Source organism: Streptococcus sp. 400_SSPC (genome assembly GCF_001072745.1).
In the GTDB taxonomy this organism is placed as follows: domain Bacteria; phylum Bacillota; class Bacilli; order Lactobacillales; family Streptococcaceae; genus Streptococcus; species Streptococcus xiaochunlingii.
Genome location: NZ_JVIQ01000045.1, coordinates 1 through 20,756 on the forward strand (window position 1 = coordinate 1; position 20,756 = coordinate 20,756).

The window sequence follows — 20,756 nt, forward strand, 5'->3', positions numbered from 1 at the left end:
AGCTGATGAAATCAGCGTAGTAGAGCCCACTCAACCACTGCGTCTTGCTCGACAATTCAAAGATAATTGAGAGGCTAGGACTTTTGTCCCAGCCTCTACTTTAAATGAAAGAGGTGGAGAAAATGTAGGCAACTCTAAGTAAGTCTTTTAGAAACACAAAAAATATCTATTGAAAGAGAGAAAACAATGTTTAAAAGAACTTACAAACGCAATATTCCACTCCTAGCAGGTCTGGAATTTACATCTTATTTTGGAATTACTAGTTTTTGGATTTTATTTTTTATCCAAAATGGTCTTTCCTTGCTTCAAATCGGTCTATTAGAGAGTATCTTTCATGGGACAAGTCTCTTATGTGAAATCCCATCTGGTATGTTGGCCGATCGATTTAGCTACAAGACCAATCTCTATTTGGCTCGCTTGGCCAGTATTGTGTCCTCTATCTTGATTTTGTTTGGTCAGGGGAATTTTTGGATTTATGCGATTGCTATGATGGTCAATGCTTGGTCCTACAATTTTGACTCAGGGACCAGTACCGCTTTCTTATATGATTCTGCTGTTGAAGCTGATCAAAAGGACCGATATCTTCAGATTTCTAGCTTTTTATCTGGTGTGGCAGAAGTCACCCGAACCTTAGGTACAGTTGTGGCAGGCTTCTTTATTCACGGAGCATTGGCCTGGACCTATCTGATTGCTATTGGACTATCCTTGCTATCCATTCTCTTGATTTTTCTAATGAAAGAGCCAGAGAGTAAGAGCGGTGAAAGAAATCACTTGACCATAAAGCGTATATTGGAGGTAGTGAAACAAGAGTGGCAGGAAAAACCAGTCTTGTTTTACTGGATGTTCACCTATCAGCTGGTAGGAACCATCATGTGTATGTTTTATTTTTACTACCAACAGAAAATCAGTGACCTAGCTAGTTGGCAAGTATCGCTCATCATGTTGATTGGAAGTGGATTTAATCTTCTAGCAGTTTATCTAGCTAGTCAAATCGGGAAAAAATGGAACAGTAATCAAGTCTTTCCAATCCTGGTTGCACTGACAGGTTTGGCCTTGCTGTTGGTAGGGTGGAGGACTCCATTCGCCTATCTGAGTGTCTATCTCTTGACCAATGCCCTTTATGCAGTGTATCAACCCATTTACTACAATGATTTACAAGCTTATTTGCCTTCTAGTGTACGAGCAACCATGCTTAGTATCAATTCGATGATGTTTAGTTTGTCTATGATTGTGATCTTCCCACTGACTGGTTGGTTGATTGACACTTGTGGATTTGTAGCTGTTTTCCTTGTACTAGGCCTTGTGATCCTCCTATCTTTCCCTCTCTTACTGATTGGATTAGGGAAAATGGGCAATCTATTAAATAAGGGGACAAAGATGGAATAATATTCCTGACGTACATTGGGTCGTTTTTCAACTCTCTCTGCTTTGCAGGGAGAGTTTTTCTCTCTTTCTAAATTGTGGTAAAATAAGTACATCCATTAGAAAGAGAAACTAGTAGTATGAAAGACTTATTGAAATACTTCAGGAATTATAAAAAAGAATCCATACTGGGACCGTTTTTCAAGTTGTTAGAAGCAACTTTTGAATTACTGGTTCCACTTTTAATTGCCCATCTGGTCGATCAGCTCATCCCCCGTCAGGATCAAGGGGGGATATTTGGACTGGTTGGTCTCTTATTTGTTTTTGCTGGTTTTGGGGTTCTTGTAGCGATAACGGCCCAATATTATTCGTCAAAAGCAGCGGTTGGCTATACCAAGGAATTGACTAATGACCTATATGAGAAGATTCTCAGCTTGTCTAAGGAGCAAAGAGACCGTTTAACCACTTCAAGTCTCGTGACGCGCTTAACCAGTGATACCTATCAGATTCAAACGGGGATTAATTTATTTTTACGTCTATTTCTCCGTGCGCCGATTGTCGTTTTCGGATCGATTTTTATGGCCTTCACCATTAGTCCGCAACTGACCCTGTGGTTTATTGGTATGGTTGCTCTCTTGTCCCTCATCATTGTCCTTATGTCTCGTCTGGTCAATCCTCTTTATGCGCGCATCAGGAAAATTACGGACCGAATGGTTACCATCACGCGTCAGCAGTTACAAGGGATGAGGGTTATCCGCGCCTTTGGGCAGGCAACTCACGAAGAAGCAGATTTTAATGAGGTCAACCAAGACTATATGAAGTGGCAATTAGTGGTCTCTAAATGGTCTAGTTTAATCAGTCCCTTAACTTTCCTCGTCGTGAATGGAACCTTGATTTGTATTCTTTGGCAAGGGCAAGCCTCTATTCAAATGGGGGTCCTCAGTCAAGGAATGTTGGTTGCTTTGGTCAATTACCTGCTTCAAATTTTGACGGAATTACTGAAGTTAGCGATGTTGGTGACATCGCTCAACCAAAGCTATATTGCTGCTGGTCGGATAGTCCAGGTCTTTGATGAGAAAAGTGAAGAGCTGGATCAAGAGTTGGATGATGTATCTGTTTCTGACCCTCAACTGGCGCTACAGATCCAAGACCTTGTCTTTACCTATCCTTTAGCCGCAAAACCATCCTTAGAAGGGATTCACTTATCCCTGAACAAGGGCCAAACCTTGGGAATTATCGGAGGGACAGGATCTGGGAAGTCCACTCTGGTTCAATTGCTAGGTCATCTTTATGGCCCAAGCCAGGGTAGTGTAAGTGTCTTTAAAGATGGACAGAGTCCCAAGACCCTTCGTCAGTGGCGTGACTGGGTAGCAGTGGTACCTCAAAAGGCTGAGCTCTTTAAAGGAAGCATTCGTTCGAATTTAACCTTGGGATTAGATGCAGAGCCGAGTGAGGAGAAGTTATGGTGGGCCTTGGGAGTTGCGCAAGCAGCTGATTTCGTCCGTGAGAAAGAGGGAGGACTAGAGGCTCCCGTAGCAGCTTTTGGACGAAATTTTTCCGGTGGTCAACGGCAACGTCTGACCATCGCTCGGGCTGTCCTTCGCCAAGTGCCATTTTTGGTCTTGGATGATTCTACATCTGCCTTGGATTATTTGACAGAAGCACGACTCTTACAGGCTCTAAAAGAGGAGTTGACGGAGACAAGCCTCATCCTCATCTCGCAGCGAACCAATAGTCTACGAAGTGCTGAGCAAATTCTCGTCTTAGATAAAGGTCGTCAAGTCGGCCTAGGAAGTCATGAGGACTTGGTGGCAACCAATCCTTTATACCAAGAGATTCATTACTCCCAACAGAAGAGAGAGGAGGGGGCAGAATGAAACAGAAGACTTATTTACGGCGCTTGCTTGCTGATATAGCCAAGCAGCCCATCTGGCTAATCTTAGCCAGTCTAGGAACCATCTTGCAAGTCTTGTTAACCGTCTATATCCCTATACTGATCGGGCGGGCAATAGACTTAGTGATGCTCCCTGATGCAGCTCACCTCATACTCTCACTTATCCTACAAATGGGTCTAGTGATCCTCTTTGCAACCTTGATTCAATGGTTGAATCCTTTAATTTACAATCAGATGATCTATCGCTACAGTAAGGATTTAAGGGAGAAGGTCATTCAGAAAGTGCATGTCCTTCCTTTATCTTACCTGGATCGTCAAGGTACTGGGGATTTGGTCAGTCGCTTGACCACGGACGTTGAACAACTGAACAATGGTTTATTTATGGTCTTCAGTCAGTTCTTTGTTGGTCTTCTTACGATTCTAGTGACCATCGCGAGTATGGCCCGATTGGATTGGATGATGATGGGGATGGTCTTAATCTTGACACCCTTATCACTCTTTATCGCCCGCTTTATTGCCAAGCGTTCTTACCATCTCTTTCGCATTCAGACCCAGGCGCGTGGGGCTCAGACGCAAATGATTGAAGAATCTCTTAGTCAAGAAAGCTTGCTTCAAGCCTTTAATGCTCAGGATGCATTTCATAGGAAGTTTATCGAGATCAATGGTGACTATGCTGGTTACTCTCAAGAAGCGATTTTTTACTCCTCCACCGTTAATCCAGCGACGCGCTTTGTCAATGCCCTAATCTATGCGCTTGTGACGGGATTTGGTGCCTTCCGTATCCTATCTGGAACGACCTTTACTGTTGGTCAGTTGGTGGCCTTTCTCAACTATGTCAATCAGTATACTAAACCCTTCAATGACATCTCCTCTGTCCTTGCTGAACTGCAGAGCGCCTTAGCTTGTGCAGAGCGCCTCTATAGTATCCTAGACCAAGAGGAAGTGAAAGAAAGTGGTAAGAGAGACTTGCAAGAAGAGACTGTCAAAGGAGCTGTCCAATTTGATCATGTCAGCTTTGGTTATCGCCCTGATCAGACCCTCATAAAGGACCTCTCCATTTCCATCCCGCCAGCTAGTAAGGTAGCTATTGTTGGTCCAACTGGGGCTGGGAAATCTACACTAATTAACCTTTTCATGCGATTCTATGATGTGGATCAGGGGCAGTTGAGCTTAGATCATGAAGCTGTAGATAGCTATAGTCTAGAAAGCTACCGCAAGCAGTTTGGAATGGTTCTACAAGAGACTTGGCTCAAAGTTGGAACGGTTCATGAGAATATCGCATTTGGTCGACCAGATGCTAGTCGGGAAGAAGTGGTTCAAGCAGCAAAAGCTGCCAATGCTGATTTCTTCATTCAACAGCTTCCAGATGGCTATGATACCTATCTAGCGGATGCGGGAGACTCCCTCTCTCAAGGACAAAGACAGCTTCTGACCATTGCTCGGGTCTTTCTTGCAGTACCTAAGATTCTGATCCTAGATGAGGCGACCTCTTCCATTGACACGCGGACAGAGTTGCTCATTCAGGAGGCCTTTCATAAGTTGATGATGGGTCGAACGAGCTTTGTGATTGCCCATCGTCTCTCTACAATTGAAAATGCGGATCTCATCCTAGTTATGGTAGATGGAAATATTGTCGAATACGGGAATCATACGGAGTTGATGGCTCAAAAAGGTGTATATTACAAAATGCAAACTGCCCAACTTTCTAGTAATTAAGACAGAAAAAGACTGGATCTTTGTCCAGTCTTTTGTATTTAATCCTGCTGATCTTTTAAAAGATAGAGAAGAGAGAAGGCCAGGAGAGCCATAGCAATACCTAATACAGTAAAAATAAAAGCATTGCTCTCGGAGATGAATCCGATGGTACTTAGAGCAAAAGGTGTAATGGCTGCTCCAAAGCTACAACCTAAAACGGCAACAGAAGTAACTTGATTCAAGCGTTTAGCAGGGATCTTCTCTGAAATAATCTGAAAGACCATTGTGAGGGATGTACTATAGGTATAACCTGAGAAGAGAGCAGAAATTCCAAGTAAAGGAATGCTAGGAGATAGAGCTATCGCAATTAATGAAAGGCCGAAAGCAATACCCGCAAATGTAATGAGCTTATTCTTAAAGGTATGGACAAGTCCAGAGAATGTGAGACCTGCGAGGATACCAATTAGTTGCATACCGCTTAGGATGAGACTAGCTGAATTGTATGATTCTTTGAAGGTATAAGCAACAATACTTGGTATGCGAAGAGTAACACCGACATTACATAAGACAATCATTGCGGCTACAAGAGCTAAGATAATGGTTAATTTCCACTCTTCTTTTTTTAGTGGCTCTTTATGGTTAGCAGAAGCATGATGTTCTTCTTCGTGTTTTTCATAAGGAACGAAGGTTAAAAAAAGGAAGAGAACAATTAAACCAGCTCCATAAGCTAAGAAACTTGCAGTCCAACCAAATTGTAATAGAAAACCAACTAATAAGGTGACTAAGGCAGTTCCGACTACTTCAGCAGAACCACGAAATCCAAGTGTTTGGATTCTTTCGCGACCATGGTAGCGCTCGCTAATGATGGAGATTGCCTTTGCATTGATCAATCCGACTCCCATCCCAAAAATTAAACGTGAGAGAAAAAGAATCGGATAAGCTTGGTTGATGAAGGGAATCATTCCAAAAAAGGAAAGAATCAAGAGACCGGTAACAATCATCTTTCTTTCATCTAAAAACTTCTCGATAAGAGTATTTAAAAATAAGGTGACCATGATACCAGCAGATGGAAGAGATACCAAGAGTTCAATCTGGCCTTTAGGTAAATCCTTGTAATAATTAAACATGGAAGGAAGTGCGCTTGAGATAGAGAAAGAAGTTGTTAGTACCAGAGATAAAGAAAGGATACTAACTTTTTCTAATAATTTTTTCATATTTACCTACATTCTTTTATTACGTCTTTTGACACTCTACTATGGTATAGTTTTTTGATTCATTTAGCAAGTTATTTAGATGAAATTTCTTAATATTTTTCATATTTGGAAGAAGAAAAAAACTGGAGTTAAAACTCCAGTTTTTATTTCTATTACACGTTTAAGACTTTATCCAAGAATTCTTTTAATCGTGGGTGTTGTGGGTTGTCGAAGATTTGGTCTGGTTTGCCGTCTTCGAGGAATTCCCCATCAGCGGTAAAGATGACACGATTGGCCACTTGGCGCGCAAATCCCATCTCATGGGTGACGATAATCATGGTCATCCCTTGCTTAGCCAAATCCTTCATAACGTTCAGTACGTCCCCGACCATTTCAGGGTCAAGGGCAGAAGTTGGTTCGTCAAAGAGCATGACATCTGGCTTCATTGCCAAACCACGCGCAATGGCCACCCGCTGTTTCTGACCGCCTGACAAGCTATCAGGAGAGACATCAGCTTTGTCTGCCAGTCCCACCTTTTCCAAGAGTTCCATCGCTAATTCCTTAGCTTCTTCACGACTCATGCGTTTGTGCTCTAAAGGAGCAAACATGATGTTTTCGATGACACTCATATGAGGGAAGAGATTGAAGTGCTGGAAGACCATCCCGACATTTTCACGGACGATATCAATGTTGGTTTTTGGATCAGTCAGGTCATAGCCGTTCACGGTAATCTGTCCCTTGGTTACTTCTTCGAGAAGATTGAGACTGCGTAGGAAGGTTGATTTACCTGAACCAGATGGTCCGATGATACAAACCACATCTCCTTCGTAGAATTTTGTTGAGATGCCTTTTAGGACCTCATTTTCACCGTAATATTTGTGGAGGTCATGGACATCAATTTTTAATTTAGCCATTAGTTAGCCCTCTTTTCTAATTGTTTTGCAAAGCGTGTCAATAAGGTAATGATGACGAGGTAAAAGACGGCAAGGATTGCATACATCTTGAAACTTTGGTAGTTTCGAGCAATGATAATCTTACCAGTCTGGAAGAGCTCGACCAAACCGATCGCAGATACGATGGTCGTATCTTTCAGTGCAATAACGAATTGGTTGACAAAGTTTGGAAGCATAAGTTTTGTCGCTTGAGGCAAGATAATCTTGCGCATGGTCTTGCTGTATGAAATCCCGAGGCTTCGACTCGCTTCCATCTGTCCGGCTGGTACGGCTTGAATCCCACCACGAACAATCTCAGCGATATAAGCAGCAGCATTGAGGGAGAGAGCAATTGTACCTGCAAGGAAGTCATTGATTGGGGATTGGTGACCCGTCATGGACTCGATCAAATTAGGAATTCCCCAGAAGATGAAGGCAGCAAGGATCATCAGTGGGATACCACGGATGACATCGACGAAGATCTCAGCTGTCCAACGAAGCCATTTATAAGGACTTACACTGAACATTCCAAAGATGATCCCAATCACCATAGCGATCGCAAATGATAGAAGTGCTAGTGCAATAGTGACACCAAGTCCACTTAACAATTGTTTGTAGTTGTTTTGGAGCAAGCCCCAGATAGTCGTTTCATCCACTGAAGTAGATTCGGTGCTTTCTTCACTATCGCTTGAAAGGTACTTATCCAAGATTTTTTGGTATTCGCCACTTTCTTTTAAGTTGGCTAAACCGTTGTTAAACATTTCAATCAACTCAGGATTAGAATCTTTTTGAACAGCAAAGGCAATCTGACCACTTGGAGTTCCTTCGATAGGTGTTTTGAATTTACGTCCTTGTTTAATGGCATATTTGATGACAGGTTCGTCATCCATGATAGCAGCTACAGAACCAGAGTTCAAGCTGTCATACATAGAAGCCCCATCTGAGAAGGTTTTGATTTTATAGCCATACTTGCTCTTGTTTTCCTCGAGGAAAGTTTGAGAAGCAGTACCATTTTTGACACCAACTGTTTTTCCTTTTAGATCTTCGTAGGAAGCAATGTTACTACTTTCTTGAACTGCTAGGATTGAATTCGTTGTGTAGTATGGATCTGAGAAGTCAAAAGTCGCCTTACGCGCATCAGTAACAGTCATCCCGGCAATCATTCCATCGGCATTACCATTCTGGACATCACTGACAGCAGCATCAAAACCTGGATTGCTAATTTCTAGGGTAAATCCTTGGTCTTTGGCAATGGCCTTAATCAATTCCATATCAATCCCAGTGTATTTGCTTTGATCATTTTGGAAGACGAAGGGAGCAAAAGAGGAATCACTAGAAATTTTGTATTTTTTCTTCTTAGGAGTCGCCTTTTGGCCAGCTTTTGTGCTCGTTTCAGGAACAGCAGAAGTGCTGGCGGTAGTCGTTGTTGAAGATGATGATTGGCTGCTACCAGTCCATTTTTCAATAATTTGGTCTAGTGTACCATCTTTCTTCATTTGAGCAAGGGCAGTATTGAATTGTTTAATAAGGTTTTCATGGGACCCATCTTTTTTGACTCCAAAAGCAAAGCTTCCAACAGCTTCTCCTTCCATATTAATAGAAAGATCTTGGCCTTGCTTAATGGCATATTCTATAACAGGTTGGTCGTCCATAATGGCATCCACTGCACCGGTTGATAAACTATTGTTCATCAAATCACTGGTATCGAATGTCTTGATCGTATAACCGTACTGATCTTTGTTCTTCTGAAGGAAGCGTTGAGCAGCTGTTCCGTTTTTGACTCCGACCGTTTTTCCTTTGAGCTGGTCATAGGAAGTGATTTTGTTAGCTTTCTTAGTCGCAATCACGACTTTTGTATCATAGTAGGTATCAGACATCGCAAAGACTTGCTCACGTTCCTTGGTCTTGGTCATCCCTGCCATAATGGCATCGGCTTGACCAGCTTGAACTGCATTGACCGCTGCATCAAAGCCTGGGAACGATTTTTCTAAGGTCCATCCGTTAATTTCAGCGACCTTATCCAAGATTTCAACATCAATTCCTTTATAAACTTGGTCTGAGTCTTTGAATTCGAAGGGCGCATATGCCGTATCGAAAACGACTTTTACAGTTTCAGCCTGTGCTTGACTCGCAAAGGCGAATAGTGGAAATAAGAAAAGCAAACATGCTACTAGTTTTTTCTTCATTTCGTTCTCCTTTATATCAAATCCAGTTGTCTCGAGAAGAGCAATGGAAGGGATACCCAAAAGGGCTCAAAAAAATAAAGAATTCATACTGAAAACAAGTATGAATTTCATCATTTATTAGTTACGAGGATTATCATACCATAAATGAAACCTAAAATCAAGAATTTTAACCAATCCATGTTATGTTTTCTGACATCATTAAATATTGCAGTCTCTGATTTTCTTTGCTACAATGAAACTATAAGATAAAAGGAGGAAGATAATGAAGAAAGGTAACATTTTTCAAGATATAAAAACTGACACCTCATGGTCAGTACTTGTTTCTACACTATTCTATGTGTTCTTAACTTTCCTATTTGTTGAAGGTGGGCTTTGGCTTGGGAGTGAGTTTGTAGGACCATTTTCTCTAGTCATAGAGTTTTTAACGGAGCTCTTTTCACCAGGAAATGGAGGCGCAAGTGTTCAAGAGTTCTTCTACCATTATTTTCTCTATTATGAGCTTTTCAGTTTTGTATTCATTCTCATCCTCTTTATTTTTTGGGTGAAGTTCATTGAGAAGAATCCCTTATCGACGTTAGGTTTTGTAAAAAGGAATTGGCTTAAGTATCTATGTTGGGGGATCTTGCTTTCCCTTCTTCAAATGGGAGTCATTGCACTTGTCTACCAGGTAGGTGGAATCGGGACTTTTGAGCTAAATGAATTAAGTTTAGAACCCATCCTCTTTATTCTCGGTTTATTTCCATTTTGGCTCCTTCAAGGAGGGACTGAAGAAGTAGCGACGCGGGGTTGGCTCCTCACTCGGATTGCAGCAAGAGCTAATCTACCATTAGCGATCGCAATTTCTAGTAGTCTCTTTGGCTTTCTTCATCTGGGAAATTCAGGAGTGACCTTCTTATCCGTCCTGAATATTGTCCTTGATGGGGTGCTAGCTGGTCTGCTCCTTGTCTACACCGATAGTATCTGGCTAGTGGTCGCTCAACACGGTACTTGGAACTATGTACAAGGAAATCTCCTTGGTTTTCAAGTCAGTGGGACGGGCGCAGATGCGTCTATCTTTAGCTTTACCATGGGATCAGGACCTGACTGGCTAACTGGAGGAGCATTTGGTGCAGAAGGATCGATCATCACCACTTTGGTTCTTCTATTATCCGTCGTGATTGTTTACCGCTTAGGTGAAAGAAGAGAAAAAGTTGTTAATGAACAAGTGTGAAATGGCTGATAGGAAATAAAAATAAAAACGAAGACTGGCAAAAGTGCCGGTCTTTTTTATCAATTATATAAAACAAGCCGAACACCTAATGATGAGTTCGGCTTGTTTTATATAATGGGAATAATTAGCTTGACTTGGGCACCATTATGAATATTTTCTAAATGCATCGTTCCATTATGAAGTTTCATGACGCGTTTTACGAAAGATAAACCAAGTCCATAGTGACTTTCTTGAGAAAGTGTTCTTGCTTGGTCCTCTTTATAGAAAAGATTTCCAGCATGTTGTAAAACATTTTTTGAAAATCTAGATTGATTATTCCATATAGTTAGAACTAATCGATTATTTTCTTGTGACATTGTTAGCTGTATCTTTGCATCATTATCTTTTTGATGTTGTATTGCATTATTAATAATATTTGTGATTGCTCGAAAAAACAAATTGGAATGAATGGCAATTTGTGTTGATGGAGTTACTGTATTTGAAAAAACAAATTGTGTATTTCTCGGGAGTAACGGAGTGATCTGTTCCTTCAATTGATGAGTTACTTGTTGAATTGATATGTTTTCAAGTTGAATATCATGGTCATAAAAAGTTTTGGAGTATTGGATGAAGTGGTTAAAATAATCATTTAATTGAATACTTGCTTGCTCCAGATCTTTTAGACATTCCATTGCTTGAGGTGTTTGCTCGGTGGATTGTAAGAATTCGGCATTTCCTCTGATGACAGTTAGAGGGCTACGAAGATCATGTGCAGCGCTAGATACTTGAAACATGAGTTCTTTTTTTTGATCTTTTTCATTTTGAATTCTATTTTTTATTTCAGATTGCATTTTTTCGATCAGATCGTTTGTTTCAATGAATTCTTTAATCTGCAAATGGTGATGTTCATTTTTGGTGAAATATAGACCACTATGATAAACCATGTTCAATTCTGTTTGAATCTTGGTTAATAATTGTTTAATATTTATTACAATGATAAAAATTAAAATGATGCAAAGATAAATCCAAGAACTGACGCTAAAAAATAAAGCAAAGTGATTGGCATTTTTCTCATTAATTCCAGATACAGAAGATAGAAGAGCTGGAACTATGTAAAAAAGTATCAGACATAGAAGAAATTGCCAAATGATTTTAAGGTAAGTACGCTTAATGAGTTGCTTGATTGTCAATTCTTTTTCCATTTGTATCCTCCTCCCCATATTGTTTTGATGGGGTCAATTTGATGGATCTTAAATTTTTGTCTGATTTGATAGATGTATTCAGTAATGGATCGTAGTTGTGCATCAGAGTCTACAGGATAGAGGTAATTGTAAAGTTCTTCTATGCTAAATATTCGGTTCTCATTTTTTGCTAAAAGATAAAGTAAATCAAACTCTCGCTTAGTTAATGAAATTCTCTTTGATTGATAATAAACTTCTTGACTATCTCGATAAAAAGCTATATTTGAATCCATCTCTTCTTTAGAGGCGTTGTGAGATCTTTCTTCTCTACGAAGGTGCATTTGAATTCTTGCAATCAATTCTTTAATGCTGAATGGTTTTGTGATGTAATCATCGGCTCCGGCTTGTATTCCTTTTAGTAAATCTTCTTCAAAATCTTTAGCGGTTAGAAATAGAATTGGAGTAGTAATTTGTGAACGAATGGAACGACAGATTTCTAAACCAGAAATAGGCATCATGACATCAAGTAGAATTAGATCGAATCCAGTAAAGTCGCAGATATTGATCTCCTCTATATATTTACGAGTTTCCACGTGAAAGTTATTCGCTTTTAATGCATTCGCTATTAATCGTAAGATTTTTTCATCATCGTCAATGGCTAAAATTTTATACTTCATAGTCCCTCCAATTGTATGAGCATATTATAGCAAATATAAAATGCAATTTGTTAGAAATGAAGAAAATAATTATTCTGATAATTTCCTGATTTTCTCCTGTTATACTTGCTCCAAGTGAAGGTGGAATTTCACTAAAAGTCAGAAGGGAAAAAGAATGAATGATAACAATTCAAAAGCTACATAAGGAATATAATAATAAAATTGTCCTTCAAAACGTGTCTTTCAAAGCCAAAAAAGGTGAGATTACTGGATTGATTGGACCGAATGGATCCGGAAAATCAACTTTAATCAGAATTTTACTTGGTTTAGAAAATAGTCAAACGGGGATAGCGTTGATCAATGGCAAAAAATACTCTCAATTGGGAGATAATCCTTTTGGTATTGTTGGATCATTCCTAGATAGTTGCCAACCTTATCCAACTAGAACAGGATTTCAGCATCTTCGGTGGATTGGCTTGGCTTGTGGCGTTGACAAAAATAGGTGCAATGAATGTTTAGAGTTGGTGGGGTTAAGTGAAGCTAAAAATAAAAAAGTAAAAGACTATTCATTAGGAATGAAGCAACGTCTTGGGTTAGCAACGGCATTATTAGCAAATCCTGATATCTTAATTTTAGATGAACCAATCAATGGACTAGATCCAGAGGGTATACGCTGGGTACGCAATTTTTTGCAGTCTTTTGTCAATGAAGGTAAAACTGTCTTAATGACAAGTCATTATATGAGTGAGTTAGAATTAACTGTAGATCATCTAGTTGGTATTTCTAATGGGAAAATTGTTATTGATGCTCCTACAAAAGATATTTTGAAACAGTTTGGATCTTTTGAGGAAGCATATTTTAAGGCGCTCGAAGGGAAAGAAGGTGAATAATATGTTGAAACGTTCCTTTTTTAGTGACCTCTATAAATATTGTAGTTTAGTTACTTTTAAATCCACTTTTTTTCTTATTTTGGGAGTCAGCATATTTTTTACAATTCAAAATATCCAGGTGATAAATGCCTTAGTAGAAGGAAATGGCCAAGCAGTTAACCTTGATCCGTCTATGTTATCATCGAATCCAGTCTATACAGTCAGGGATGCTCTCTTATCCTCTCCCTACCAAGCAAGTGTTATTTTCTTGCCAATCTTGGTTTCACTTGTTTATTCAACCCATTACCAATTTGGTGATGATAATTTTACTCAGTTATTGATCCCAAACTGGAAAGTTCGTCTTACTGGGTTTATGGCAAGTTCGATTGTTTTATCGTTACTTTCTACTTTAATAATTTCTATAGTAAATGCTGTTATCTTACTCATTTTTCTAGATTCAACTTTAAAGAATTATTTAGAATTGACTTTGTTCTTAGATGTTACGGTAAGAGTTATGATATTTGCAATCGTTCTTACTTTATTAGCTTTACTTTTCGTAATAGTAACGAAAAAATCAATGACTTCATTAATTGCAGATGTTTTATTATTGGTAATCAGTTTATCAGGTATTCTAAGAGGAATTTCCTCTAAAATAGAAAATCTATTGCCTTTGATTGGAGCAAAGTCATTTGCTTTTGGCCGAATTGAAGGGACTCAAACGAGCCAATTGTATGGATTTACACTTTTAGTAGTAGAAGGGATCTTGTTCTTGGTGTTCATAATGGTTGTAGAAAAGATTCGAATGGGGAGGAAGAATGGCAAAAGTATTTTTCAGTCTTATCGTCAAAAAATATAGTTTAAAACCCGTGAAGTACCAGATAACCATACAGTCATTTTTGATAGGTTTTGTGTGTCTCTTAAGTATTTTACCAGTTGCAATCAATGGTACAATTGTAGAATTATCTTTAAAGCAAGCTCTTGTTTTTGCATCAATGCTCTCTGTTGGTATTGGGAGTGTTAATGTATTTGTAGAGTTACAATCACACGAAACAAAACTAGTTTATTTGGTAAGTGGAAAAAGGATCTTAAGTTCAATTCGGATCCTGTTCGTAGAGTTATGTGATGTAGTACTACAATCAACCTTATATTTCATTGTACTGCTTATATGGTTTCATTTTTTTAGTAGCGAAAATGGTGTCAGTTTAGAAATTTTCAGTTTCTATTTGATTGGCTCCATCCAATACTTTTTGATTTCTTACTTCTTAAGTTATTTTTTCAAAAGTCCAATGGGGAGTTTAGCTATTTTGCTACTTTTTCCTATTTTGGTACAACCATTCATAGAAAGAGTAGTGGAACCATTGACTAGTTATCTATTTTATAATATTGTTGCGGATACCATATTAGGTAGTGCTTCCAATTTGCAACTCTGTATTTACGTTTTTGGACTTGTAAGTTCACTTGGAGCGACTCTCTACCTCTTGGTAAGGAATCAAGAAGTTAAGTAGTAAATAAAAATGATACTGATGAGCGAACCTTGCTAATTTTGTAAATCAATGACATTGATGTTAATTACGTATTTCATGGTTTTAGAATAAAAGACAAGACTTTCGAAGTAATTGCGAGAGTCTTGTTTATTTTTCATGCTAATGCGTGTCCAATTAATGATGTTGTAATTCGGACATATCCCGATTTAACGGATCATTTTGTAACATGTTGTCTTCCCTCTTCATTCCTCATCTCAGAGAATTCTAGTGATTTATGGTAAAATAAGGTCTATATATGTGAGGACAAAGAGATGATTAATCGAATTACAGATAACAAATTTAAACTTGTATCCAAATACCAACCTTCTGGGGACCAACCACAGGCCATTGAACAGTTGGTGGATAACATCGAGGGTGGTGAGAAGGCACAAATCCTGATGGGAGCGACTGGTACGGGGAAGACCTATGCCATGAGCCAGGTCATCGCCCAGGTCAATAAGCCGACCTTGGTCATTGCCCACAATAAGACACTAGCAGGCCAGCTCTATGGGGAGTTCAAAGAATTCTTTCCAGAGAATGCGGTTGAGTATTTTGTTTCCTACTATGATTACTACCAGCCAGAAGCCTATGTGCCGTCGAGCGATACCTATATCGAAAAAGATAGCTCGGTCAATGATGAGATTGATAAGCTTCGTCACTCAGCAACTTCAGCTTTGCTGGAGCGTAACGATGTGATCGTTGTGGCTTCTGTCTCTTGTATCTATGGTTTGGGTTCGCCTAAGGAATATGCCGATAGTGTGGTGAGTCTGCGTCCAGGTCTGGATATTTCTCGTGATAAACTGCTCAATGATTTGGTGGACATCCAGTTTGAGCGCAATGACATCGACTTTCAACGAGGCAAATTCCGTGTTCGGGGAGATGTGGTCGAGATTTTCCCAGCTTCGCGTGATGAGCATGCCTTTCGCGTTGAGTTCTTTGGGGACGAGATTGACCGCATCCGTGAGGTTGAAGCTCTGACGGGCCAGGTACTGGGAGATGTGGACCACTTGGCCATTTTCCCAGCTACCCACTTCGTGACCAATGACGATCATATGGAAGTAGCCATTGCCAAGATTCAGGCGGAATTGGAAGAGCAGTTGAAGGTATTTGAAAAAGAAGGCAAGCTTCTGGAAGCTCAACGTCTAAAACAACGTACTGAGTACGATATTGAAATGCTACGTGAGATGGGTTATACCAATGGGGTCGAAAACTACTCTCGTCACATGGATGGCCGGAGTGAAGGAGAGCCTCCCTACACCCTTCTTGACTTCTTCCCAGAAGATTTTCTCATCATGATCGATGAAAGTCACATGACCATGGGACAGATCAAGGGCATGTACAATGGAGACCGCTCACGCAAGGAAATGCTGGTCAACTATGGTTTCCGTTTGCCGTCTGCCTTGGATAACCGGCCACTACGTCGTGAGGAGTTTGAAAGCCATGTCCACCAGATCGTCTATGTGTCTGCGACACCGGGTGATTATGAGATGGAACAAACCGATACCATCATCGAGCAGATCATTCGTCCGACAGGTCTACTCGATCCTGAGGTGGAAGTGCGTCCGACCATGGGTCAAATGGACGATCTCTTGGGTGAAATTAATGCGCGTGTAGAACGTGGAGAGCGGACCTTTGTTACCACCCTGACCAAGAAGATGGCAGAGGACTTGACCGACTATTTCAAAGAAATGGGGGTCAAGGTCAAATACATGCACTCAGATATTAAGACCTTGGAGCGGACGGAGATTATCCGTGATTTGCGTCTGGGCGTTTTTGACGTCTTGGTCGGGATCAACCTTCTTCGCGAAGGGATTGACGTTCCGGAAGTCAGTCTGGTTGCTATTCTCGATGCTGATAAGGAAGGCTTCCTTCGTAATGAACGCGGCCTCATTCAAACCATTGGTCGTGCAGCCCGTAATAGTGAGGGTCACGTCATCATGTATGCGGACACCATGACTCAGTCTATGCAAAAAGCCATTGATGAAACAGCCCGTCGTCGTAAAATCCAGATGGCTTATAACGAAGAGCATGGCATTGTGCCACAAACCATTAAGAAGGAAATCCGTGACCTGATCTCTGTTACCAAGGCTGTGGCCAAGGAAGAGGACAAGGAAGTGGATATCACCAGTCTCAACCGCCAAGAGCGCAAGGAACTGGTCAAGAAGTTGCAAGGCCAGATGCAAGAAGCCGTCGAAGTGCTTGACTTTGAGTTAGCAGCGCAAATCCGCGATATGATGTTGGAAGTCAAGGCGTTGGATTAAAAGGAGGGAAAGTATGAAAATTTTAGTCATCAATGGGCATCCTGATAAGGAAAGTTACTGTCAGGCTATTTTTCAAACCATTGTCGAAAATATTGACTCAGGTCGCCATGAACTTGAAGTCATTAACCTTAATGAAGAGGACTTTGATCCGGTTTTACGTTATGGCTATCGAAAACGGATGGAGGAAGATCCCTTTATCCTTCGTTCCCAAGAATTGATCCAGTGGGCGGATCACCTGATCTTTGTCTATCCCATCTGGTGGAGTAGTATGCCTAGCCTTATGAAGGGCTGGATCGATCGGGTCTTTACACCGGGGATTGCTTACTCGGCCAATGATCAAGGAAACTTTATCTGGAATTACCTCAGAGGCAAGCAATTTAAGAAGTTGCTTAAAGGCAAAACCGCCAGTATTTATGCGACCTCCATGGCGCCTACTTGGTGGTACAAGATCTTTTCAGGCCCTCTCAACATTCCTGATAGTTATGGTATCTCCGTTTTGAAAAATGCCGTCTTGAACCACTGTGGGATTAAAACCAAGCGCGTCTGCATTTTGGGTGAAGTCGGCCGCGATGTGAATACCGCTAGTATGCGGAAACAGCATCTCCAAAAGGTAGCAGTAGAAGTCAAGAAACTTTGATCAGAGATGGGTTACTACTGATAAGTTAGTGTCTTTAGTTGTATTTTGATTGGCTTTTGGTTAAACTATTACATAATCTATAAAACATAGGAATGATTCCATATGCTACTTTTTATCTATATGATCTATGTCATTTATTCACTATCAAAAATGAAAAGAGAAGGAAAAAGAGTCTCAATTTTCACTAAGTTGATTGTTTACGGCTTATTGATACTCTCTTCGTTTATGCTCTATTTCAGTTTATTGTCATTTTTATTTAGCCCGTTGCCATTTTTTGGCTTTCTAGCTACTCTTGCTATTGGTGGTATGATGCTATCTCTGAAAATAGTCATTGCCCTTGCTTTACTTTTGTTATCGCTCAGCCTATTCTTAGATAGTAAAAATAGTGATCCAGATACGCCTTTGATTGATCATTGGCTTCGATTAGGAGTTCATATCCTATTGATCATTATTTAAAAGAAGATTATTCGTTTTTTTAATCTCCACCAATGTTTACATAGGAGAGTTCAATCATGGGAAAGTATGTGAACCTGTTTACGAACCTGTATCTGATTCTTTTACTTTTTGTTTTTGCTAACTTTGTATTAGGCTACAATGGTTACGCCTTTACTCCGCTCCTGTGGAATCCTTGCTTGTATCTAGGAGCTGTGACAGTTTTTTGTCATATCTGGTATCGCTTTTATCGAACTCACACAGTCAATTGGAAGAATGTAGTGGGTCTACTGTTTAGTTTCTTTGCTAGCTTGATCTTAGTATTATTCATTGTGTTTTTCTTTAGTTTTGATGGTCATGGTTCGGTAATGATTCACTCAGAATATTATTTAAAAGAGAAGTCAATTGTCTTTCAAAGAGGCTCCCTTTTAGATGCCTTTGATGAATACCATGAGCTGGTGAATCCGTTTGTGATGAAAAAAGAGATAAAGAAAAAAGTTTATATTGATTAAGTGTCAATATCATAGAAAGGAAATATATGTCACGTACAACGCCTACTATACTGTGCAATCTTTGCATGGTCGAAGATCTTGAAAATGGGAAAGTAGTCCTCCAATACCGCTCACCTGAAAAGACTCACTGGGCTGGCTATGCTTTTCCAGGTGGCCATATTGAAGAAGGCGAGAGTCTGGTCGAGTCAGTTATCCGTGAGATTGATGAAGAAACTGGCCTCACCATTTTCAACCCCCGATTAGTCGCTGTAAAAAACTGGCAGTTAGAGGATGGCATCCGCTACATCGTCTTTTGCTACAAAGCGACAGAATTCATAGGCCAGCTAAGATCGTCTGATGAAGGAGAAGTTTCTTGGGTTGAGAAGGACCAATTAGAAAAGTTGGACTTGTCCTACGACATGCTTCCTCTGCTGGAAGTGATGGAAGACTCGGACTTGTCTGAGTTCTATTATCGCAAACGGACAGACGATGATTGGGAAAAATTTCGCTATTAAGGAGTTAGGTAATACTAGCTCTTTTCTTATTCTTGTAAGAAGTGGAAAAAAATAGTATGATGGAAGAGTTTAGGAATACCTGATCTAGGGGGATTTATTATATATGAAGGATTTTCACTTTGATGCCATTGCAGCATTTGAAAATTACGAGATCGAAACCATGAGAGATGGCCATGTGGTGGTGACAACCAAGGTGGTCGAATCCTCTCTTAATTATTATGGAAACGCGCATGGAGGATATCTCTTTACTCTGTGTGACCAGATCAGTGGTTTGGTCGTGATTTCACAGGGAGTAGATGGTGTGACCTTGCAGTCATCCATCAATTATTTGAAAGCAGGGCGTCTAGGAGATGTCCTAACCATCCATGGGCAGTGTGTCCACAGTGGGCGGACGACTCGAGTTGTCGATGTCGACATTACCAATCAGGAAGGTGTCAATGTCTGTAAGGCTACCTTTACCATGTTTGTAACGGGAGAAAGAGATGAATCAGCAAAAGTACGCATTTAAAAACTATATTTTTGATTTTTATGGAACCTTGGTCGATATCAAAACCGATGAGTCGAGTCCAGTCTTGTGGGAGACAATGGCTCAAATCTACCAGTCCTATGGAGCTCATTATACAGGGGACAGCCTGCAAGTCCGGTATAAGGAGTTGGTGCAGCAAGCTGAGCAAAGTATCGCTCGGGAAAAACAGGTCACTTATCCGGAGATTGATTTGACTGTGATTTTCGTTCAACTCTATCTAGAGAGTCATCCAACTGGAACCAGTGTCCATCATCTCAAAGAGTGGGGACGCTTGATTGCTCGGACCTTCCGTGTCCTCTCTCGCAAACGATTGGAGCTCTATCCGCACACGAAAGAAGTCTTAGAAGATATGAAGGCTGCAGGGTGTCGGATCTATCTCTTATCCAATGCCCAAGCGGACTTTACCAACCCAGAGATTGATTTGCTTGGCCTAAGAGAGATTTTCCATGATATTTATCTGTCGTCTGATGCAGGGATTCGCAAACCTCAGCGCGAATTTCTCATGAAAGTCATCAAAGAACACCAGTTGAATCCGAATAAAACGGTCATGGTAGGGAATGACTTCACTACAGATGTGGCTGTGGCGAAAAGTATCGGCATGCAAAGTATCTTGATCAATACCTTGCAATACTCGGACGAAGAATTACAGAATAAGAGTCAAGCAGGCGTGCGCGTGATTCGAGACATTCAGGAATTACAAGAAGTTTAAGCTTTATCATCGATTCTAGGAGGCCGAGTTGCCTCCTGTTTTATACAAAATGCTACAGTATAGCAGTATTTGTCAAAATTTCCCTTTCATGGTATACTATGGGAGTTAATTTTGCTAAGGAGATTGAAATGAATAACTTACCAAACTGTCCAAAATGTAACTCTGAATATGTTTATGAAGATGGTGCCCTCTTGGTCTGTCCAGAGTGCGCTTATGAATGGAACCCAGCTGAAGTTGTGGAAGAAGATGGTGTCGTAGCGATTGATGCCAACGGAAACAAATTGGCTGATGGCGATACCGTCACCTTGATTAAAGACCTTAAAGTCAAGGGTGCACCAAAAGATTTGAAACAAGGAACGCGCGTGAAAAACATTCGCATCGTTGAAGGCGACCACAACATTGATTGTAAGATTGATGGATTTGGCGCAATGAAACTCAAATCAGAATTTGTGAAGAAGATCTAAGAATAAGAAGAAGGGCCTAGCCCTTTTCTTTCAGGAGGATA

20 protein-coding genes are annotated in these 20,756 nt (G+C 40.3%); 15 read left to right on the forward strand and 5 right to left on the reverse strand.

The genetic code is table 11. The annotated features are described in order from the left end of the window. The first annotated feature begins 186 nt into the window (after positions 1 to 186). From ADH49_RS05690 to ADH49_RS05700, 3 genes are all read left to right on the forward strand, one after another. Entirely contained in the window at positions 187 to 1,386 is a 1,200-nt protein-coding gene (locus ADH49_RS05690; RefSeq protein ID WP_048690595.1) for an MFS transporter, read from the forward strand. 116 nt (positions 1,387 to 1,502) lie between these two features. Beyond that, the gene (locus ADH49_RS05695; RefSeq protein WP_048690597.1) at positions 1,503 to 3,239 is read left to right on the forward strand and encodes an ABC transporter ATP-binding protein; all 1,737 of its coding nucleotides are present in this window, start codon (positions 1,503 to 1,505) and stop codon (positions 3,237 to 3,239) included. After that, the gene (locus ADH49_RS05700; RefSeq protein WP_048690598.1) at positions 3,236 to 4,972 is read left to right on the forward strand and encodes an ABC transporter ATP-binding protein; all 1,737 of its coding nucleotides are present in this window, start codon (positions 3,236 to 3,238) and stop codon (positions 4,970 to 4,972) included. The genes ADH49_RS05695 and ADH49_RS05700 overlap by 4 nt, the downstream gene beginning before the upstream one ends. A 38-nt stretch (positions 4,973 to 5,010) precedes the next feature. On the opposite strand, the gene ADH49_RS05705 is transcribed toward ADH49_RS05700, so the two are convergent. The 3 genes from ADH49_RS05705 to ADH49_RS05715 all read right to left on the reverse strand — a co-directional run bounded on the left by ADH49_RS05705 (position 5,011) and on the right by ADH49_RS05715 (position 9,262). After that, complete coding sequence (locus ADH49_RS05705; protein ID WP_048690601.1) at positions 5,011 to 6,165, reverse strand: MFS transporter; 1,155 nt, start codon at positions 6,163 to 6,165, stop codon at positions 5,011 to 5,013. A 152-nt stretch (positions 6,166 to 6,317) separates the two neighbouring features. Continuing rightward, positions 6,318 to 7,058, reverse strand: coding sequence for an amino acid ABC transporter ATP-binding protein (locus ADH49_RS05710; RefSeq protein WP_048690604.1), 741 nt, complete (start codon positions 7,056 to 7,058; stop codon positions 6,318 to 6,320). Beyond that, the gene (locus ADH49_RS05715) at positions 7,058 to 9,262 is read right to left on the reverse strand and encodes an ABC transporter substrate-binding protein/permease (protein ID WP_048690606.1); all 2,205 of its coding nucleotides are present in this window, start codon (positions 9,260 to 9,262) and stop codon (positions 7,058 to 7,060) included. Before ADH49_RS05715 ends, ADH49_RS05710 begins: the two co-directional genes overlap by 1 nt. Positions 9,263 to 9,524: 262 nt before the next feature. On the opposite strand from ADH49_RS05715, the gene ADH49_RS05720 reads away from it, so the two are divergent. Continuing rightward, on the forward strand, positions 9,525 to 10,472 hold the full coding sequence (locus ADH49_RS05720; protein WP_048690608.1) for a CPBP family intramembrane glutamic endopeptidase: 948 nt from the start codon (positions 9,525 to 9,527) through the stop codon (positions 10,470 to 10,472). 107 nt (positions 10,473 to 10,579) lie between these two features. On the opposite strand, the gene ADH49_RS05725 is transcribed toward ADH49_RS05720, so the two are convergent. Together ADH49_RS05725 and ADH49_RS05730 are read right to left on the reverse strand one after the other, a co-directional pair. After that, on the reverse strand, positions 10,580 to 11,653 hold the full coding sequence (locus ADH49_RS05725; RefSeq protein WP_048690610.1) for a sensor histidine kinase: 1,074 nt from the start codon (positions 11,651 to 11,653) through the stop codon (positions 10,580 to 10,582). Further along, positions 11,638 to 12,309, reverse strand: a complete 672-nt coding sequence (locus tag ADH49_RS05730; RefSeq protein ID WP_048690612.1) for a response regulator transcription factor — start codon at positions 12,307 to 12,309, stop codon at positions 11,638 to 11,640. The genes ADH49_RS05725 and ADH49_RS05730 overlap by 16 nt, the downstream gene beginning before the upstream one ends. Positions 12,310 to 12,467: 158 nt before the next feature. On the opposite strand from ADH49_RS05730, the gene ADH49_RS05735 reads away from it, so the two are divergent. The 11 genes from ADH49_RS05735 to ADH49_RS05785 all read left to right on the forward strand — a co-directional run bounded on the left by ADH49_RS05735 (position 12,468) and on the right by ADH49_RS05785 (position 20,715). Continuing rightward, entirely contained in the window at positions 12,468 to 13,178 is a 711-nt protein-coding gene (locus ADH49_RS05735) for an ABC transporter ATP-binding protein (RefSeq protein WP_048690614.1), read from the forward strand. Between the two features lies 1 nt (position 13,179). Continuing rightward, positions 13,180 to 14,013 carry a hypothetical protein gene (locus tag ADH49_RS05740; protein WP_048690616.1) on the forward strand — a complete coding sequence of 278 codons (834 nt, stop codon included), beginning with the start codon at positions 13,180 to 13,182 and terminating at the stop codon, positions 14,011 to 14,013. After that, on the forward strand, positions 13,973 to 14,662 hold the full coding sequence (locus ADH49_RS05745) for a hypothetical protein (protein ID WP_048690618.1): 690 nt from the start codon (positions 13,973 to 13,975) through the stop codon (positions 14,660 to 14,662). Before ADH49_RS05740 ends, ADH49_RS05745 begins: the two co-directional genes overlap by 41 nt. 290 nt (positions 14,663 to 14,952) lie before the next feature. Beyond that, positions 14,953 to 16,941, forward strand: a complete 1,989-nt coding sequence (gene uvrB, locus ADH49_RS05750) for an excinuclease ABC subunit UvrB (protein WP_048690621.1) — start codon at positions 14,953 to 14,955, stop codon at positions 16,939 to 16,941. Between the two features lie 13 nt (positions 16,942 to 16,954). Then, positions 16,955 to 17,578, forward strand: a complete 624-nt coding sequence (locus ADH49_RS05755; RefSeq protein ID WP_048690623.1) for an NAD(P)H-dependent oxidoreductase — start codon at positions 16,955 to 16,957, stop codon at positions 17,576 to 17,578. Between the two features lie 102 nt (positions 17,579 to 17,680). Beyond that, on the forward strand, positions 17,681 to 18,034 hold the full coding sequence (locus tag ADH49_RS05760; RefSeq protein WP_048690625.1) for a hypothetical protein: 354 nt from the start codon (positions 17,681 to 17,683) through the stop codon (positions 18,032 to 18,034). Positions 18,035 to 18,090: 56 nt separating this feature from the next. Continuing rightward, positions 18,091 to 18,522 carry a hypothetical protein gene (locus ADH49_RS05765; protein ID WP_239681821.1) on the forward strand — a complete coding sequence of 144 codons (432 nt, stop codon included), beginning with the start codon at positions 18,091 to 18,093 and terminating at the stop codon, positions 18,520 to 18,522. Between the two features lie 26 nt (positions 18,523 to 18,548). Further along, entirely contained in the window at positions 18,549 to 19,016 is a 468-nt protein-coding gene (locus ADH49_RS05770; protein ID WP_192831865.1) for an 8-oxo-dGTP diphosphatase, read from the forward strand. 103 nt (positions 19,017 to 19,119) lie between these two features. Then, the gene (locus tag ADH49_RS05775) at positions 19,120 to 19,524 is read left to right on the forward strand and encodes a PaaI family thioesterase (RefSeq protein WP_048690631.1); all 405 of its coding nucleotides are present in this window, start codon (positions 19,120 to 19,122) and stop codon (positions 19,522 to 19,524) included. Further along, positions 19,499 to 20,251, forward strand: coding sequence for an HAD family hydrolase (locus ADH49_RS05780; protein WP_048690634.1), 753 nt, complete (start codon positions 19,499 to 19,501; stop codon positions 20,249 to 20,251). Before ADH49_RS05775 ends, ADH49_RS05780 begins: the two co-directional genes overlap by 26 nt. A 128-nt stretch (positions 20,252 to 20,379) precedes the next feature. Continuing rightward, positions 20,380 to 20,715 (forward strand): zinc ribbon domain-containing protein YjdM, encoded by a 336-nt coding sequence (locus tag ADH49_RS05785; protein WP_048690636.1) that lies wholly within the window; start codon positions 20,380 to 20,382, stop codon positions 20,713 to 20,715. The last annotated feature ends 41 nt before the right edge of the window (positions 20,716 to 20,756 follow it).